Here is a 17,580-nt window from a genome sequence, read left to right as displayed (position 1 = left end):
ATTTTAAAAAAATAGTATTTCCCTAAGTAAATGGCCTTACATGCAAATTGAAAAAACAATGAAAAAAGTCACCATTAAGGATGTAGCTAAAGACGCTGAGGTATCTGTAGCTGCCGTCTCAAAGGTAATCCGAAGTGCCTATGGCGTTAGCCCATCACTAAAAGAAAAAGTAGAACAATCAATTAAAAAGCTAGGTTATAGACCAAACACCTCAGCAAGGGGGATGCGAGGCAGAACCTTTACGGTAGGCGTGCTGATTGTCAATTTGGGCAATGCTTATTTGCCAAAGCTACTAGAAAAAATAAACGCAACCCTTTCAATATCAGGTTATAAAATGCTGATTGGCTTAGGGCAAAGCGAGCTGTCTATTGAGTCTTCACTCATAGAATCCATGATGGACAGCAATGTAGACGGCTTGATTTTAATTGCCCCTCGTCTTTCAGATTCCGCATTAGAAAAATACGCAAAACAAATACCTATGGCAGTGGTTGGCCATATTGAAAACACAGCAACAAGCTTTGACACCATCAATGGCGATGATTTCTTAGGAGCAGAATTAGCCACTCAAGCCCTCGTCGAGACGGGCATAAAAAACATAAAAATGATCAGTCAACCGCTAAGAGAGTTTAATAAAGTCGATTTGAACCAAGAACGTGAGCGTGGTTTTTTACATACCCTGACGAAAGCAAACCATAACGATGTAGCCGAAGACCGTATTTTCCGAGTCTCCAACAACGAAGACGAGCTGAAAAAAGAACTCGCTCTTTTTTTAGATGAGCAAACACTGCCATGTGCTATTTTTTGCTGGAGTGACATTCATGCCATTCCGCTACTAGATGAATGTATAAAACGTCAACTCACACCGCAAAAAGACGTGTTTATTATTGGTTACGATAATACGCCATTAGCATCCTATGCCATGGTCAACCTTTCCAGTATCGATCAACAAGCAGAACAACAAGGCGAACTGGCCGCTAATGCACTATTAGAACGCATAAAAGGCCGAAATACGGCCAAGCACCTTCTGGTTGAACCATCATTAATATCCCGAAAATCGCATTAGGACTCATGAAAGCCGAACTCGAATGGGATAAGAAACTCATTAGAAAAATATCAATACACCAACAGACAAGAGATAGCTTTCGATTTCGGTCTTAGTCTTCGAATATATTGATTAATAGATTTGCTCTGCGACTACTACCGTGGAGCTAATCTTGGATCGATAGAGAACGCGACTCGTTGAGCAATGGCTACAAATTCTCGGCATCGAGGGTGTTTAGGATTTAGTAACGCACAAAAGTCACCTGATATAACGCTGGGCACTAATAAAACAAGACTTTCAGTATTCTCAAGCCATTCCGCCCCCATGTCAGCTAACTCTTGCGGTGCGGGATAATCTCTCCAATTTTCAGGGAGATCACGCTCTTGAACCACCATAATCAGCTCTTCTGGAATATCGATGGATAACATCGCGTACTGATCTAAGGCTTTTGCATCAGTCAAATGTGCAATCGTTTCAAGTAGACAAACAGACTTTGATTCACCTAAATAAACACAATCCACACCTTTTGGATTCCAGCGACCACCATACGTTCTTGCACCATAACCATCAAACGCAGTATCAGCAAACTCCATTTTGCACAAACGATAGAGCATCATTAGATGACAACCCCATACTTAATTCGACCTATAAGATCTATCACTGCTTCTTGTCCTAGAGGATATTTGGCGTAATCAGCGGGGCTTATGCCACCGAGGGCAATTGCTGGCGTATTTAACCAGTTTTCAGCCTTTTGTTTATCTTGATCAAACAAATTTAGTGCGGCATCAATGATTCGAGCGGCGTTATACACTTTTATCGCCGAAGCACCCGTCCATTTTGTACGTGCTCTTGTGTGACGGCTTAACGTCCCTCTGTCAATTCCTGCCATTTTAATCACTGTGGCTTGCTTAATCTGAGCTTGTTTAACAATGCGTCCAATAACAGCAAAGTCAAACCCTTCTGCTAATTGACTTGACGCACTCACCGGATCATTAGATAACGCCAATGCAGATAAAAGCCCTACTTTTTCTTTCTTGCTGGGTTTAAAAGCTCGAATTACCATACCTCCTCCAAATTCTGATGCGACTGCAACATTTATTGTAGCACTCGCCTCAAAATGCGCAAAACTATACTTTCCTCTGATTATCCAATCTGATCAAATTACCATTTTCCGCTCTGGGTAAAAAACTCAAAATTTGTTTGGTGTAACCATTTCATCTAAAAAGCAATAGAAAACCATGAACAACGCCTCATGAAGTGTTCGCGCCAATGTCGAAATAAGGCATTGTTCGTGGTTTTTGTCACACAGCTAAAGCTACAATTCCCCCACCAAGTCACGCCATTGCTGACGATAAAGATTCAGCAGTGGTTTTATCTGTGCGTCGCACATGGCGAGGCTGAGACGGCCTTTTAGCTTTAAGCTTTTGTTAGACAGCAAGGCCGCGCCGCCGGAGGTACCGGTGACATCGCGAGAAGCGTAGATTTCGTTTTGGCTGCGCATACAAGCCAATAAGGTGAGGAAGTTAATATTATTGCTGAATGCGCCTTCGACGATTACGGTGTCGCTGGTGTCCATCAGATCCAAACAATAATCTGTCATCAAGGCCACATACACATCCGCCAAAGCTGACTGCTGAGCGGGCGTTAATTCCAAACCACGGTTAATAATACGCCCTTCGCAATGGGCAAATGGCCCGCCGCCTTTGGCAAAGGCAGGCATCGCTAAAATGCCGTGTTCGAGGATGAAGCTCACGTCACTCAAGCTGGCTTTGCTGTCGCTGCGCAGTTGCTCCCATTCACGTCCGCCCATAAAGCGAATTGTCGGTGTGGCACGGCCAAGGGCGTCCACATTGGCGAGCATGTCTTTGTCTTCTTGCAATGAGTCCAGTTTACCATTGATGGTAGCAATGACAGTCCAAGTGCCGCTAGACACCACAGTGAGTTTTTCCATCGGCTGCCCGATATAAGGTACCAGCGAAGCGTTGGAATCGTGTATGCCATTGAAAATAACGCAACTTGCTGGCAAACCAAGTTCATTCGCTAATTCGGGCAAGATGGTACCCAGCTTCGCGCCAGTTTCCATCACCTCAGGAAATAATTCCGACCATTTTTGCTGTTCACACAAAGACGAAAATTGGCAGTTAGTCGGGTTCCAAAGATCGGTATGGCAACCTAACGAGGTCACTTCGGTGGCTTTGTTACCACTCAGTTTATAGCCCCAATATTGCGGATACAAAAGTAACGAGTCGACTCCTGAAAACTCACCTGAAAAGTATTTTTGCTGCCAGAACAATTGCGCACCCAAGTTCAAGCCTTGCGGCAATCGTGGACTAAAAGACTCACTAAAATCTGGTCGTACTGCATCGTATTCGTCTTTAAACTCAGACACACCATCGTATTCGTAATCCAAAATAGGCAAGGCAAGTTGACCGCCCTTCATGCAGGCAATGGTTGCACCATGAGTGGTAATCGCAATGCTGGAAATAAAATAGCGCTGGGCTAAATCGGCCAGAGTGTCTTTAATCCAGTGCCAAATAGAGTCCACATCCACATGAGGATATGGCGGCGCATCGATCACACCATTAACACGTTTGGCGATATGCAATAAGGCGCCTGTTTGCCCGTCCATCAGGCAAATTTTAATGTTGGTTTTACCAATGTCTAACACCGCCACAACGCGTGTTTTATCAGGTTGCAACACATTAAAGCGAAACACCTCTTCCAAAGCATCGGCGACAGGTTCAAACGATGGCGTTTTGGTTGCCATGATGTCCGCCATGTATTCCCACCAACGCTGCATGACAGGATGATCCGCTAAGGCTTTCGCATCCAGATCGTCTGCATCAAAGGTGGCGTAAAGTCGGCTCTCGTTTCGATCAAGATGAATATAATAGTTACGAATACCATGCTGCTTTAAATGTTCGGCAAGCTCTGGCCAGAGTTCATCATGACGCTTTTTGTATTCGTCTTCACGACCTTTATATAGGTACATGACTGAGGCGTATCTCATAGCGTTTTTGCCTTTTTGCTTTTATTTTTATAGAAAGTGATCAGCACTGGTACACTCACGACCGTGATTAACATCACACCAACGATAATCGTCATAACGATGCCAGGAATATTCAGTAAGCCCATACCAAAGGTCACCAAGCCCATTAGAATCACCGCCAACACCACACCACCAATGGTGCCGCTGCCACCAAGAATACTCACGCCACCTAACACCACCATGGTGATGATGCTTAGCTCCCAACCCGTAGCAATACTTGGACGAGTGCTGCCCAAACGTGACGTAAGCAACACTGAGGCAATACCAGACATCACGCCAACTAGGGTAAACAAAATCAAACGATGTTTGTTAACTTTAATACCTGAATAATAAGACGCTGTGGGGTTATTGCCTATCGCGTAGGTATAACGACCAAATTTAGTGCGATGCAATAGCCAATAAAACACCAAGGCAAAAAAGACAAACAACACCAACTCAAACGAAAACACCCAATAAACGTAGCCCTGACCGAAAAACTCAAAACCAGCGGGATAGTCACGCACCACCTGATCGCCCAATAAGACATAGCTGATACCGCGAAATAAACTCATGGTACCGATTGTCACCACAATAGAGGGAATTTTAAACCCTGTTACCAAAGCACCATTAAACAAACCACAGCCTGCACCAACCAAAACACCAACGCACGCCACCACATACACGGGTGCGCCCATTTGCGCCACTAGTCCCATTAGCGTACTGGAAAGCGAAATGATCGCCGCCACAGAAATATCAATTTCTTTGGCGATAATCAGCATCGCCATCGGCAAAGCAATAAGAGCCTTTTCGGTAAAGTTAAAAGTCGCATCCGATAAATTCCAAGGGTCTAAAAAATAAGGTGATAAATAGGAATTCATTACACACACTAAAACAATGATCAATATTAGTAAGCTTTCCCACCGGAAAAACACTTGTAGTTTACTGGTTGACAACGCATCTGGTGTGGCTGATTTTTTTATTATTGTGTCCATAAAAAGCCTCTTTCTCTTAATGTGATTGCGACGGAGCGGAGCCAACAGACGCCTCTGGCTTGCGAAGAATAATGCGTGCTTTGTCTTTGTCAGACGAGGCGTTCGCCACCACAGCGATAATAATCACCAGTCCAGAAATAGCCATCTGCCAAAAAGGCGATACACCTATAATGGGCAAAGCGTTATTCACCACGCCAATAAACAAGGCGCCAATCACACAACCCACCACGGTTCCCAAACCACCAACGATACTAACACCGCCAATCACACACGCCGCGATCACTTGCAGCTCAAAGCCATTGGCGACATCCACGTAAGCCACAGCAAAACGCGACACCCACAAATAACCGCACAACCCTGCCAATGTGCCTGATACCAAAAAAGCATAAAACTGTACCTTGCCAACATTCACACCAGAATAAAAAGCCGCCATCGGATTGCCGCCTGCGGAATAAAAATTGCGCCCCCATACACTGAATTTCATCGTCCAAAAGGCCAAAAGAATGGTGATAATCGCCATCCAAGCTAATACCGGAATAGACAGAATTTCATATCGCGGCAAGCCAATGAAGGCCTCACTCATTTGGTGAGAATTCACCCATGCGCCGTCTGACAATAAAAAGGTCGCACCGCGATAAATACTCATAGTGCCTAGGGTAATCACAATAGAAGGCACTTTTAATAACCAAACAAACAAGCCATTAATCGCCCCTAAAAACGCCCCCACCCCCAACGCAAGTAACATCAAAACAAACATATTCAAGGTCGGAAAATATTGATTCACCATGGCAACGACCATGCCGGTAAAAGCCACATTGGCCGCCACAGACAAATCAATACAACGGGTTAAAATCACCAGCATTTGGCCTAACGCCAACATGATCAAAATCGACGTATCATTAAAAATACTGATGCTGTTAGACACACTAATGAAGTCCGGACTGATCGTGCCCACTGCCAAAAACATCGCCAGCACAATCATGCTCAAAATGCCTTCGCGAGAATAAATAAAGCGTCTCAACATGTCACATGTCCTCCGGTCGCCAGAGAAACCACTTTTTCAGGTGTCGCATCAGCCCGTGACAACTCACTGACAATCAAGCCTTCGTTCATCACTAAAATCCGATCTGACATACCCATAATTTCCGGCAATTCCGATGACACCATGATGACCGCCAAACCAGAATCCACCAATTCAGACATAAACTCATGTACTGCGGCTTTTGATCCAATATCAATCCCCTTTGTTGGCTCGTCCAAGATAATGACTTTGGGATTAGTCGCGAGCCATTTAGCAATCACCACTTTTTGCTGGTTACCACCGGATAGATTCATTACTTTCTCTTCCCAGCAAGAGGCTTTCACCTGCAAGCGCTCACAATACTGGCGCGCTAGGGACATCTCACTTTTTTGATCCAAATTACCGTGTTTCGCTAAACGGTCCATTTGCGGCAAACTGATGTTTTGATAAATGGGCAACTCCAACACAATCCCTTGCTTCTGACGTTCCTCTGGTACATAGACAATGCCGTTCTCTATCGCGTCTTTTGGTGAGTGAATGATCACCTCTTTGCCATTCATTTTTACCGTGCCAGTCACATGGTCCGTGGTGCCAAACAAAGCCTGCATCACCTCCGTTCTGCCTGAACCCACCAGCCCATAAACACCAAGGATCTCGCCTTTTTTCAAACTAAAACTGATATTAGCGAACTCCGTTGTGTGACATAGGTTACAGACTTCTAATAATGTCTCACCAATTTCTACGTCTTTTTTGGGATACGTGGCGGCTATGCTTCGCGCCACCATCATTTCCACCAGCTGACCTTCATTGGTGTCTTTGATAAAGCCTTCCCCCACATAACAACCATCACGAAACACGGTGTAACGATCTGCCAAGGCAAAAATTTCATCGAACTTATGGGTAATAAAGAGAATCGCTTTGCCTTGTTGCTTGAGTGTATTAACGAGTTCGTAGAGTTCATGAATTTCATGGTGAGACAGAGCGGCTGTAGGCTCGTCTAAAATCACCACCTTGGCGTCAACAGACAAGGCACGCGCAATGCCAACCATATGTTTTTGACCGATACTTAATTCACGTAAAATTTGATTAGGGTCCATGTGGGCATTAATGGACGACAAAATGTCTTGTGAGCGCGACACCATAGCCGACCAATCAATAGAAAAATGCTTGGTCATCAGGCCCTTTTTCATCGGGTAATTGCCCAAAAAGATATTTTCCGCCACCGTCAGATCATCAAATAACACGGTTTCCTGATGAATCGCAGTGATACCTAAGGCATGGGAATCATGAGGCGAATGAAACTGCACAGGTTTGCCGTTAAAAATAATGTCTCCACCATCCGGTTGATAAATGCCAGTCATGGTTTTAACTAGAGTAGATTTGCCTGCGCCATTTTCACCAATTAACGCCGTCACTTGGCCCGGATATAGATGCAAATCGACACCGTCCAGCGCTTTGACACCGGGAAATACCTTGCTTACCTTTTTTAAACTGAAAATTGCCTTGTTCATAACGGCTGCTCTTATTGTTATTGATTCATTATGAAATTATTGAACGAGCAAAACCCCACCCTAGCCCTCCCCTTCAAAAGACACAAGGGGAGGGAACATAAGCTCTTAACTCCTCCCCCAGCGAAGGGGGAGGTTGGGAGAGGGTTAATAGCAACTAAAAAATGGAAGAGAATTCGTCGACGTTGGACTCATCATAAACAAACGGCTTCGCCATGGCGCCGTCACCATTTTCATCCAATGTCAGTGTCCCCATGCGGCCCATTGGGACTTCAGTTTTTGTACCTTTGCCTTTAACAAGGTTGTAAGCCAACATAGTTGCTGAGTAACCAAGGTCTATTGGGTTCCAGATAGCAAAACTATGAATCGCACCGCTATGCACATGTCCTGCTAATTCAGAAGGAAGACCCAAACCGGTCACATAAACTTTGCCCGTTAAGCCCAAATCACTTACGGCTTGTGCAGCCGCCAAAATACCAACCGTGGTAGGTGCCACGATGACATCTAGATCGGGATGATTTTTGATCAAAGCGGTCGCTTCGCGGAAGCTCTTATCCGCAAGGTCATCACCATAGACAGTATCGACAAGTGTTAGATTAGGGAATTGGCTAAGGGAGTTTTTCATCTCACCAATCCAAATATTTTGGTTGGTTGAGGTTGGTGTTGCGCTCAGGATGGCAAACGTACCGGAGGTTTTGCCTTTGGCTTTAATCGCATCCGCAGCAAGCTGGACGTTCATTTCGCCAATCAGGCTGTTACTAGAAGGGTTTAAGTGGATTTGGCGGCCTTCTTTGCCAACACCAGAGTCCCAAGAAATCACTTTAATGCCACGCTGTTGTGCTTTTTTCAAAGCAGGGACCAAGGCATCCGCATCATTGGCAGACACAGCGATGGCATCAACACGCTGTGCGATCAGTGAATTGATGATCTCAATCTGGCCTTCTGCTGTGGTTGATGTAGGGCCTGTGTAAATAATCTCTACGTCACCGAGGCTCTTTTTTGGCTTCTTCTGCACCACGATACGCCGCTTCAAAAAAACCAATGCCCAAAGCCTTCACCAACAACGCGACGCGAACCTGCTCCGCGGCATAGGCACCAGAAGCAAACAAAGTGGCAGACGCCAACACACAAGCTGTGATGAGTTTATTTTTCATAATTATCTCCAAGAGCGCGCTCATCATCACACAACGAGATGTTGTCTTATCCGAGACGCGGTTTATTGTTTTTGTTTTTCCACTATGATCAAACGACACCCTGCCGACTTAATCACTTCTTTACTCTTGTTATCTATTCCATCGTCCGTAATGACGATGTCTATCTGCGACAAAGGACAAATGATCATACTTGATCGGTTTTGAAACTTTGTACTATCAACCAAAAGCACCCGCTGATCGGCTCGATTTATCAGTTTCATTACCGCTTGTACGATCTGAGGATCTGTCTCCATCACACCGTGAGAATTTACCCCGTATGCACCAATAAAAAGAATGTCAGCGTAAGTGTGATTAGCAATATCATTCGGGAACGGACTCAATATAATGTTCTGCTCCCGATGAATTTTGCCGCTCGGCACGGTCACACTGCACTTGCTCTTTTTGATCAGTTGATCAGCAATAGAGAAGGAATTAGTCAGCACCTGCAGCTTTAAGCCACGCATGTACTCAGACATAGCCGATGTGGTTGTGCCACCGCTGATCATGATAGACATATTGTCTGACAATAAATCCACTGCGGCTTTGGCTATACCCCGCTTTACATCCGTATTAATCGTCTGATTGACGGAGTAAGGTCGCCCCAACAAACTGGCATCAGACGGTGGATTGATGGCTTCCGCCCCACCCCGTACACGACGCAGTTTTCCCTCTTTATCCAAAAAGCCGATGTCTCTTCGTATTGTGGCTTCAGACGCCCCTAGTACATCCACTAGATGCGCCACCGTCACAATAGGTCGAGTCTCGACTTCTGATAGGATCACTCTGTGCCTTTCAATTTCGTGCATCGATCATCCTCGATAGTTAATATAATTAATTTTCAATCATTATCAAGCACTATTGATCAAAATTTATCAAATAAGATAAAAAATGCTTGAAAATGATTATTTTTGTTTTAGTATGAAAGTTATCGATCATTCTAACCCGCTGGTTGTGCATAACAAAAATAAATTTAAGCCTTTATTAAATAGTCATAAAACAAAGTTTTACGCTATTAAATAGGCAATACTTGAGGTTAAACGATGTCTACTAACTTACTCCCTAATCTTTGGAACGATGCAGAAGCATCCCTTCTAAGCGACCCAGAATTATTGCAATATCGATCAAACCTGCTTGGTTCTGACATGCGCGTAACCAATTACGGTGGCGGCAATACCTCAGCAAAACTGCAAATGAAGGATCCTCTCACGGGTGAAAAAACCACTGTGCTATGGGTAAAAGGTTCTGGTGGTGATATTGGCTCGATGGGACTGGATGGCTTTTCCACTCTTTATATGGATAAATTGAATCAACTTTTATCACTGTATCGCGGACTTGAGTTTGAAGATGAGATGGTCGCTTACCTTCCGCATTGTACTTACAACCTAAACGCCCGCGCCGCCAGCATTGATACGCCACTTCATGCTTATTTACCTTATCTTCACGTCGATCATCTTCACCCTGACGCCGTGATTGCGATCGCAGCAAGCAAAAACAGCAAGCAACTTACAGAAGACATTTTTAACGGTGACATTGGCTGGCTTCCATGGCGTCGACCAGGTTTTCAGTTAGGCATGGATTTGCATAAAATCGCCACCGAAAATCCGCATTTAAAAGGCGTCGTACTGGAAAGCCATGGTCTTTTTACCTGGGCTAATGACAACAAAGACTGCTACCTCAACTCACTGAATATTATTAACAAAGCACAAACTTGGCTAGAAGAACAAAGTGCTGGCAAAGCCGCCTTTGGTGGTGAGCGATTTAACACATTACCAGACGACAAACGCCAACAAGTGGTTTCAAGCTTAATGCCACTGATTCGTGGTAAAACCAGCGAGAAACAACGTCAAATTGGTCACTTCAATGCGTCCGACGAAGTATTGCAGTTCGTTAACTCTAAAGATCTAGATCGTCTTGCAAAGCTGGGGACCTCCTGCCCTGACCATTTCTTGCGCACTAAGATTCGTCCTTTTGTGGTCAATTACAATCCAGAAACTGACAACCTTGATGAAGTAATCGAATCATTGGACCAAAGCCTTGCAGAATACCGTGAAGATTACGCCGGTTACTACAACCGCTGCAAACGCGATAACAGCCCAGCCATGCGCGATCCAAATCCCGTCATTTACTTGATCCCAGGGGTGGGTATGCTGTCTTTTGCCAAAGACAAAGCCACCGCTCGTATTGCAGGGGAATTCTACGTAAACGCCATCAATGTCATGCGCGGTGCAGACAGCGTCAGCGAATACGTCGGCCTACCAGAACAAGAAGCCTTCGACATTGAATATTGGCTATTAGAAGAAGCCAAGCTGCAACGTATGCCAAAACCCAAATCCTTAGCGGGTCATATCGCCTTGGTAACAGGCGCGGCTGGCGGCATCGGTCTTGCTACCGCCAAACGTCTCGCTAAAGAAGGCGCCAACATCGTATTGATGGACATAGACGAAGACGCTCTGCAAACCGCCCAGGCGAATATGAACAGCGAGTTTGGCAAAGATTGCGCCTCTAGCATCAAGATGGATGTGACCAATGAAGACGATGTCATCCGAGCGGTGAAGCATTGCGCAGTAGCCTTTGGCGGTTTGGATATTGTTGTTTCCAACGCTGGCATAGCCTCTTCCGCGCCATTAGAAGAAACCTCTCTTGCTCTATGGAATAAAAACCAAAGTATCTTATCGACAGGTTATTTCCTGGTTGCTCGTGAAGCCTTTAGTCTGCTAAAACAACAGAACATGGGTGGCAACATGGTGTTTATCGCTAGTAAAAACGGTTTGGTTGCCAGTGCCAACGCCAGCGCCTATTGCGTCGCAAAAGCCGCTGAAATCCAGCTTGCTCGCTGCGTTGCTCTCGAAGGCGCACCGCTGGGCATTCGCGCCAATGTGGTTAACCCAGATGCGGTTTTGCGTGGTTCAAAAATCTGGACTGGAAAATGGAAAGAAGAAAGAGCCAGTGCTTACAAACTCTCAACCGATGATTTGGAAGAACATTATCGCCAACGCAGTATGCTTAAGCTGAATGTATTCCCTGAGGACATTGCCGAAGCCATTTACTTCTTTGCGTCGGAGGCGTCCTCTAAATCGACAGGGAATATTCTGAATGTCGATGCCGGTCACGCACCGTCGTTCACTCGTTAACGACGGTAAATATGTATTCAAAGACCTTTGCACGATCTATCGGCGTCGCGCAAAGGTCTCGATTAAAAGAACAATAAAAAGGAATCACCATGAAACAATTAATTGATCAAAACTGGCTGCAAGAACACAACGCAAAGCAAAAAGCCGCGGTTATCAGCGATTACAATGCGCTAGCAGAGAAACTGGATCGTTCAGGTATTAAAATCGATACTATTTTGCAACAAGCTAAGCAGTTTACCGTCGCCGTTCCCTCTTGGGGTGTTGGCACAGGTGGCACCCGTTTCGCCCGTTTTCCAGGCAAAGGCGAACCTCGCAATATTTTTGAAAAGCTGGATGACTGTTCAGTTATTCAATTGTTATCACAAGCTACACCGGCGGTGTCTCTACATATCCCTTGGGATCGTCCAAAAGATCCAAATGAACTTCGCCAGTACGCTGAGCAATATGGTTTGCATTTTGACGCGATGAACTCCAACACCTTTCAAGATCAAATTGGTCAGGAAGAGTCGTACAAATTCGGTAGTTTAACGCACACGAATAAAGCCGTGCGCGAGCAAGCTATTGCTCACAACATCGACGTAGTAGAATTAGGTCAAAAGCTCGGATCAAAAGCCCTCACTGTTTGGGTAGGCGATGGCTCTAACTTCCCCAGCCAACAACACTTTAAAAACAGCTTCAGCAATTATTTAGACAGCATCAAAGCCGTTTACAACAGCCTGCCAGACGATTGGAACATGCTGCTGGAACACAAAATCTTTGAGCCTGCTTTCTACTCAACTGTGATTCAAGACTGGGGTAGCAGCTACCTTGCCGCAAAAGAAACCGGCGAGCGCTGTTTGTCTCTAGTGGATTTGGGCCATCACGCGCCCAACGTCAACATCGAAATGATCGTCAGCCGTCTTGCGCAATTCGGCAAGCTGGGTGGCTTCCATTTCAACGACAGTAAATACGGCGACGATGATTTGGACAGCGGCTCTATCAACCCTTACCAACTGTTTTTGATCTTCAACGAATTGACCGACATTCGTGCGCAGGATCCGTCTTACCGCCCATTCTACATGTTGGATCAATCACACAACGTCACCGACCCAGTGGAAAGCTTGATGTACAGCGCTGCGGAAGTGCAACGTGCCTTCGTAAAAAGCTTACTAGTCGATCGCAACGCCTTAACACAATACCAAGAAGCAAACGACGCCATGATGGCACAGGCCAGCTTAAAACAAGCTTATAACCTAGATGTTGAGCTCCATATTGCAAATGGCACGCCTCCAGGCCGGAGGCGCCATCGACCCAGTAAGCTGTTACCGTGCTAGCGGCTATCGCGCTGCCGTCGCCAAGGCTCGTCCTGCAGATCCGAATAAAACTGGCTCAGGGATTGTGTAAAAACAATAAACAAGACTCTGATCGCCCCCAAAATATAGCGCTCAAATGAGGCTATATTTTTTTGGCAAAATTAATTTTAGAAACAATGTTTTAATAAAAATATAATTTTATAAATAAAAAATAAAATCATAGTTTTAAACGAAATTATTATGACCTATATTTAACCAAGACAAGAAAATCCAGAATAATAAAAGGATTGAAAATGCATACATTATTAAGTCAACCAACCTATGTCATGCCAAAGGCACGTACCATAGAACTGATCGAGCGACTCACCGACAATCTTATCAACATTGAAGATACTACTGGCGATTTTTTGCTGCGCCTTGAAGATGGTCGTGTCATCGATACCAAAGGCTGGGCTGGCTGGGAGTGGACTCATGGAATAGGTTTATATGGCTTGTTCAAATACTGGCAAACCACCAATGATCCCAAAACATTAAACATCATTCACGACTGGTTCGAACAACGTCTTAACGAAGGCACACCAACCAAAAACATCAATACTGTCGCCCCCTTTTTAACGTTAGCGTGTTTGCATGAACGGACACCAAAAGAATCTTGGATTCCGTATCTAGAGGAATGGGCTGAATGGGTATTGTACGACATGCCACGCGTACAAGAAGGCGGTTTGCAGCACATCGTTTACAACAGCGTGAACCACAATCAAATGTGGGATGACACCTTAATGATGAGTGTTTTACCTCTCGCTAAAATCGGTACATTGCTTAATAAGCCCGAGTATGTCGAAGAAGCGAAATACCAGTTTTTAACCCATATTCAATACCTAATGGACACGAAAAGCGGCCTTTGGTTTCACGGCTGGACGTTTGAAGGCAACCACAACTTTGCCAAGGCCCTATGGGCATCGTGGTAATAGCTGGATCACCATCGTCATTCCAGAATTCATCGAATTATTAAATTTGGCCGAAAGTGACCCAATTCGTCGCTTCTTGCTATCGACGCTGGAACGACAAGTGAAAGCCCTGAGCGAGCTGCAACACAGCGACGGTCTTTGGCACACCTTGTTAGACGATAACAGCACTTACCTAGAAGCTTCCGCATCGGCTGGATTTGCGTATGGCATCTTAAAAGCGATACGTAAACGCTACCTATCTAAGGATTATTTGCCTATGGCTGAAAAAGCCATCAAAGCCGTTTGTAGCAACATAAACGAGCAAGGCGAACTGCAAAATACCTCGTTTGGTACCGCCATGGGGAACGATCTAGAGTATTACAAAAACATCAAAATCACCGCCATGCCTTATGGGCAAGCCATGGCGATTTTGTGTCTTAGCGAATATTTACGTCGCTATATCTAGCAATCCGCTAGGGAAAAAACGAACCCTCTATTTCTTAAAACGACAATAAAGATAAAAAGGATAAGAAAATGAAACTTAAACGACTTAGTACCGCATTAACCCTTATTGGCTTGGGAATAACGTCTGCATCAGCCTACGCGGAAAATTTGCGCTTCGGTTATGCCAGCAACGCCACTCCAACCGTTGAAGCAATGAAAAAATTTGCTGAATTGGTCGATCAAAAAACCCAAGGCGATGTCACCGTCACCTTTTTCCCTGACAGCCAACTGGGTGGCGAGCGGGAAATGGTCGAACTACTACAAGCAGGCTTATTGGATATGACCAAAGTCAGTGGTGGCCTCATGGAAAGTTTTGCCCCAGTTTATGGCGTTTTCTCTATGCCTTATCTGTTTGACAGCCAAGCGCATTTTTACAAAGTCATGGACAATCCAGACATCACTACACCAATTTATGAGTCTTCAAAAGACCAAGGCATTTTAGGGCTAACCTACTACGACAGCGGCGCACGCAGCTTTTATACGTCCGAAAAAATCATCCGCAGCGTGGACGACCTTAAGGGTCTAAAAATACGCGTCATGCAAAGTCCAACCTCTATTAAAATGGTCAAAATGCTCGGCGGATCGCCTATCGCTATGGGGCAAGCTGACGTCTATTCGTCTATTCAACAGGGCGTATTAGATGGCGCAGAAAACAACGAGTTTGCCTTGACCATTGCTCGCCACGCCGAGGTCGCTAAACATTTTTCCTATGACCTGCACTCAAGGGTACCAGATGTACTATTGATATCTAACGCGACCATGCAGCGTTTGAATCCAGACCAACAAACGGCGGTGAGAGAAGCCGCAAAAGAATCCACAGAATTCCATAAGCAAGTATGGGCGCAAGCGGTCAATGACGCCAAAGAGACCAGTGAAAAGCAATTTGGTGTGACCTTTTATTACCCAGATATCAGCGAATTCCAAGCCGCCGTACAGCCTATGTACGACGAGCCTCAAATCTGAGCCTGAAAAATATAAGGTCTACGAAGCAATTCGCCAGCAAGCGGAGCCAAAGTAATGCCAACCATAAGACGTTTCCTAGATATATTTTTGGGGACAAGTTGCTCACTCTTACTGCTCAGCATGGTCGGTGTACTATGCTGGCAAGTGATCAGTCGCTACGTATTTAACGATCCTTCAACCTATACCGAAGAATTGTTGCGACTGGGATTGGTCTGGTTGTCTCTGTTAGGAGCCGCTTATTCTGCTGGCCGTGGTTCCCACATGGCCATTGACCTACTGCGCGATATTGCGCGTGGTAGGTTTCGCAAATTTCTTAAGCTGTTGGCTCCAATCAGTTTTATTATTTTCAGCGTCTATGTGCTGATCATGGGTGGCTTACATAGTATGCAGATCTCGTCCAAACAGCTCACAGCGGTATTACAACTGCCAATGTCGAGTTTTTATGCCGCGCTGCCCGTGTGCGGTGTGTTGTTGATTTTGTACGCCATTTTAAATTTGATTGATGTCATCAAAACACCTGCCGATGAAGCACCTGTAGACGACATCAAAAAATCACTCAGTATGGGAGAATAGACATGGCAGGTGAAGCAAGCTTAGTGCTGATTATTACCTTTTCGATCCTGTCTCTTTTAGGATTGCCTTTAGCGATTGCACTGGTGGCATCGTCTTTAGCCGCTGTTACCATGATGGTACCCGTCGATATGGCGCTCTTCACATCAGCGCAAAAAATGGTCGCCAGCTTGGACAGTTTTTCATTATTAGCCGTACCATTTTTTATTCTCTCTGGAGTGATTATGAACTCCGGTGGTATCGCTATTCGTTTGGTGAATTTCGCTAAGCTACTGGCAGGACGCATTCCTGGTTCCTTAGCGCAAACCAACATCGCCGGTAATGTATTGTTTGGTTGTATTTCGGGTTCTGCGATTGCCGCATCGACTTCCATTGGTAGTGTGATGGTGCCGATTCAAGCCAAAGAAGGTTACGACCGAGCTTTTGCTGCAGCGGTTAATATTGCCTCTGCACCAACGGGCATGTTGGTGCCACCGACGACGGCCTTTATCATTTACTCCTTGGTGTCTGGTGGTACATCAGTAGCGGCTTTGTTTTTAGGGGGTGCCGTCGCAGGTATTATTTGGGCATTAGGCTTGGTACTGGTCACCGTTATTATTGCCAAAAAACGCAAATATCCTTTGTCTGATCGAGTACCTTTTAAAGAAGCGGTTAAAATCACGCTGGATGCTATTCCTAGCTTGTTCTTAATTGTCTTTATTATTGGTGGGATTGTTATGGGCGTGGTAACACCGGTGGAAGCCTCTGGCATTGCGGTCATTTATACCATGATTTTGGCATTTTTCATCCACAAGACCACACCACTTAAAGCACTTCCTAAGTTTCTAATCGAGACGTCTCACATTACTGGCACCATCATGTTGCTGTTGGCAGCGTCAGCTACCTTGTCTTTCGCCATGGCGTTTACTGGCATTCCAACCGCGATATCCGCTTTGATTCTAGGAATTTCTAACGACCCCATCATGGTTATGCTGATCATCAATATTTTATTGTTGGTTGTTGGCTGCTTTATGGACATTGGGCCGGCGATTCTAATTTTCACGCCGATCTTGCTACCGATTGCCATGAAAGTTGGCTACGACCCTGTGCACTTTGGCGTCGTTATGATCTTCAACCTCGCCATCGGCACTATTACACCACCTGTCGGGACCGGCTTATTCGTCGGGGCTACCGTTGCCAAGGTGAAAGTGGAAAAAGTCATCGTCGCCCTCGCACCCTTTTACTTAGTGCTTTTCAGCTTGCTTGCTGTTATCTCCTACGTACCGATCATCACCTTGTACTTGCCATCATTATTTGGGCTTTGAATGGATAGTTTTGAATGAATAACTTTGGGGTTTAAAACAATTCATTGATTTAAAATCCGTATGAGAGCTGAATGGCTCCCATGCG

General features: G+C 45.2%; 17 protein-coding genes. 8 read left to right on the top strand and 9 right to left on the bottom strand.

The genetic code is table 11. The features are described 5' to 3' along the window. Positions 1-58 precede the first annotated feature (58 nt). The gene (locus tag ONZ52_RS20320) at positions 59-1,063 is read left to right on the top strand and encodes a LacI family DNA-binding transcriptional regulator (protein ID WP_265220477.1); all 1,005 of its coding nucleotides are present in this window, start codon (positions 59-61) and stop codon (positions 1,061-1,063) included. Positions 1,064-1,197: 134 nt separating this feature from the next. Here the strand turns inward: ONZ52_RS20320 and ONZ52_RS20315 are convergent, their stop codons facing one another. The 9 genes from ONZ52_RS20315 to ONZ52_RS20275 form a co-directional block, all read right to left on the bottom strand. Next, positions 1,198-1,659 carry an RES family NAD+ phosphorylase gene (locus ONZ52_RS20315; protein ID WP_265220476.1) on the bottom strand — a complete coding sequence of 154 codons (462 nt, stop codon included), beginning with the start codon at positions 1,657-1,659 and terminating at the stop codon, positions 1,198-1,200. Beyond that, a complete protein-coding gene (locus ONZ52_RS20310; protein WP_111608421.1) occupies positions 1,659-2,105 on the bottom strand; it encodes an antitoxin Xre/MbcA/ParS toxin-binding domain-containing protein in 447 nt (148 codons plus the stop codon). Before ONZ52_RS20310 ends, ONZ52_RS20315 begins: the two co-directional genes overlap by 1 nt. A 252-nt stretch (positions 2,106-2,357) precedes the next feature. After that, positions 2,358-4,052, bottom strand: coding sequence for an L-rhamnose mutarotase (locus ONZ52_RS20305; RefSeq protein WP_265220474.1), 1,695 nt, complete (start codon positions 4,050-4,052; stop codon positions 2,358-2,360). After that, the gene (locus ONZ52_RS20300) at positions 4,049-5,062 is read right to left on the bottom strand and encodes an ABC transporter permease (RefSeq protein WP_265220473.1); all 1,014 of its coding nucleotides are present in this window, start codon (positions 5,060-5,062) and stop codon (positions 4,049-4,051) included. The genes ONZ52_RS20305 and ONZ52_RS20300 overlap by 4 nt, the downstream gene beginning before the upstream one ends. 16 nt (positions 5,063-5,078) lie before the next feature. After that, entirely contained in the window at positions 5,079-6,086 is a 1,008-nt protein-coding gene (locus ONZ52_RS20295) for an ABC transporter permease (RefSeq protein WP_265220472.1), read from the bottom strand. Continuing rightward, positions 6,080-7,594, bottom strand: coding sequence for a sugar ABC transporter ATP-binding protein (locus tag ONZ52_RS20290; RefSeq protein WP_265220471.1), 1,515 nt, complete (start codon positions 7,592-7,594; stop codon positions 6,080-6,082). The genes ONZ52_RS20295 and ONZ52_RS20290 overlap by 7 nt, the downstream gene beginning before the upstream one ends. 154 nt (positions 7,595-7,748) lie before the next feature. Further along, positions 7,749-8,606, bottom strand: coding sequence for a rhamnose ABC transporter substrate-binding protein (rhaS, locus tag ONZ52_RS20285; RefSeq protein ID WP_265220470.1), 858 nt, complete (start codon positions 8,604-8,606; stop codon positions 7,749-7,751). After that, positions 8,575-8,745, bottom strand: coding sequence for a hypothetical protein (locus ONZ52_RS20280; RefSeq protein WP_265220469.1), 171 nt, complete (start codon positions 8,743-8,745; stop codon positions 8,575-8,577). Before ONZ52_RS20280 ends, rhaS begins: the two co-directional genes overlap by 32 nt. A 62-nt stretch (positions 8,746-8,807) precedes the next feature. Then, complete coding sequence (locus ONZ52_RS20275) at positions 8,808-9,590, bottom strand: DeoR/GlpR family DNA-binding transcription regulator (RefSeq protein WP_111638730.1); 783 nt, start codon at positions 9,588-9,590, stop codon at positions 8,808-8,810. 234 nt (positions 9,591-9,824) lie between these two features. Between ONZ52_RS20275 and ONZ52_RS20270 the strand changes: the two genes are divergently transcribed. The 7 genes from ONZ52_RS20270 to ONZ52_RS20240 all read left to right on the top strand — a co-directional run bounded on the left by ONZ52_RS20270 (position 9,825) and on the right by ONZ52_RS20240 (position 17,495). Continuing rightward, entirely contained in the window at positions 9,825-11,915 is a 2,091-nt protein-coding gene (locus tag ONZ52_RS20270) for a bifunctional rhamnulose-1-phosphate aldolase/short-chain dehydrogenase (RefSeq protein ID WP_265220468.1), read from the top strand. A gap of 89 nt (positions 11,916-12,004) precedes the next feature. Then, complete coding sequence (locus ONZ52_RS20265; RefSeq protein ID WP_265220467.1) at positions 12,005-13,228, top strand: sugar isomerase; 1,224 nt, start codon at positions 12,005-12,007, stop codon at positions 13,226-13,228. A 272-nt stretch (positions 13,229-13,500) separates the two neighbouring features. After that, entirely contained in the window at positions 13,501-14,175 is a 675-nt protein-coding gene (locus ONZ52_RS20260; protein WP_265220466.1) for a glycoside hydrolase family 88 protein, read from the top strand. Then, positions 14,147-14,620: a glycoside hydrolase family 88 protein gene (locus ONZ52_RS20255; protein ID WP_265220465.1), complete on the top strand. Its 474-nt coding sequence runs from the start codon at positions 14,147-14,149 to the stop codon at positions 14,618-14,620. Before ONZ52_RS20260 ends, ONZ52_RS20255 begins: the two co-directional genes overlap by 29 nt. A 68-nt stretch (positions 14,621-14,688) precedes the next feature. Beyond that, positions 14,689-15,621 carry a TRAP transporter substrate-binding protein gene (locus ONZ52_RS20250; RefSeq protein WP_265220464.1) on the top strand — a complete coding sequence of 311 codons (933 nt, stop codon included), beginning with the start codon at positions 14,689-14,691 and terminating at the stop codon, positions 15,619-15,621. A 54-nt stretch (positions 15,622-15,675) separates the two neighbouring features. After that, positions 15,676-16,194, top strand: coding sequence for a TRAP transporter small permease (locus ONZ52_RS20245; RefSeq protein WP_265220463.1), 519 nt, complete (start codon positions 15,676-15,678; stop codon positions 16,192-16,194). Between the two features lie 2 nt (positions 16,195-16,196). Continuing rightward, on the top strand, positions 16,197-17,495 hold the full coding sequence (locus ONZ52_RS20240) for a TRAP transporter large permease (RefSeq protein WP_265220462.1): 1,299 nt from the start codon (positions 16,197-16,199) through the stop codon (positions 17,493-17,495). Positions 17,496-17,580 lie beyond the last annotated feature (85 nt).

The organism is Marinomonas rhodophyticola (assembly GCF_026113935.1).
In the GTDB taxonomy this organism is placed as follows: domain Bacteria; phylum Pseudomonadota; class Gammaproteobacteria; order Pseudomonadales; family Marinomonadaceae; genus Marinomonas; species Marinomonas rhodophyticola.
Note: the sequence above shows the minus strand (reverse complement) of the source record. Positions and strands in the feature narration are given on the sequence as shown.

Bases quoted from the DNA above. Each gene is read 5' to 3' on its own strand.
- ONZ52_RS20320 (WP_265220477.1), top strand. From the start codon at position 59: ATGAAAAAAGTCACCATTAAGGATGTAGCTAAAGACGCTGAGGTATCT.
- ONZ52_RS20315 (WP_265220476.1), bottom strand. From the start codon at position 1,659: ATGATGCTCTATCGTTTGTGCAAAATGGAGTTTGCTGATACTGCGTTT.
- ONZ52_RS20310 (WP_111608421.1), bottom strand. From the start codon at position 2,105: ATGGTAATTCGAGCTTTTAAACCCAGCAAGAAAGAAAAAGTAGGGCTT.
- ONZ52_RS20305 (WP_265220474.1), bottom strand. From the start codon at position 4,052: ATGAGATACGCCTCAGTCATGTACCTATATAAAGGTCGTGAAGACGAA.
- ONZ52_RS20300 (WP_265220473.1), bottom strand. From the start codon at position 5,062: ATGGACACAATAATAAAAAAATCAGCCACACCAGATGCGTTGTCAACC.
- ONZ52_RS20295 (WP_265220472.1), bottom strand. From the start codon at position 6,086: ATGTTGAGACGCTTTATTTATTCTCGCGAAGGCATTTTGAGCATGATT.
- ONZ52_RS20290 (WP_265220471.1), bottom strand. From the start codon at position 7,594: ATGAACAAGGCAATTTTCAGTTTAAAAAAGGTAAGCAAGGTATTTCCC.
- ONZ52_RS20280 (WP_265220469.1), bottom strand. From the start codon at position 8,745: ATGAAAAATAAACTCATCACAGCTTGTGTGTTGGCGTCTGCCACTTTG.
- ONZ52_RS20275 (WP_111638730.1), bottom strand. From the start codon at position 9,590: ATGCACGAAATTGAAAGGCACAGAGTGATCCTATCAGAAGTCGAGACT.
- ONZ52_RS20270 (WP_265220468.1), top strand. From the start codon at position 9,825: ATGTCTACTAACTTACTCCCTAATCTTTGGAACGATGCAGAAGCATCC.
- ONZ52_RS20265 (WP_265220467.1), top strand. From the start codon at position 12,005: ATGAAACAATTAATTGATCAAAACTGGCTGCAAGAACACAACGCAAAG.
- ONZ52_RS20260 (WP_265220466.1), top strand. From the start codon at position 13,501: ATGCATACATTATTAAGTCAACCAACCTATGTCATGCCAAAGGCACGT.
- ONZ52_RS20250 (WP_265220464.1), top strand. From the start codon at position 14,689: ATGAAACTTAAACGACTTAGTACCGCATTAACCCTTATTGGCTTGGGA.
- ONZ52_RS20245 (WP_265220463.1), top strand. From the start codon at position 15,676: ATGCCAACCATAAGACGTTTCCTAGATATATTTTTGGGGACAAGTTGC.
- ONZ52_RS20240 (WP_265220462.1), top strand. From the start codon at position 16,197: ATGGCAGGTGAAGCAAGCTTAGTGCTGATTATTACCTTTTCGATCCTG.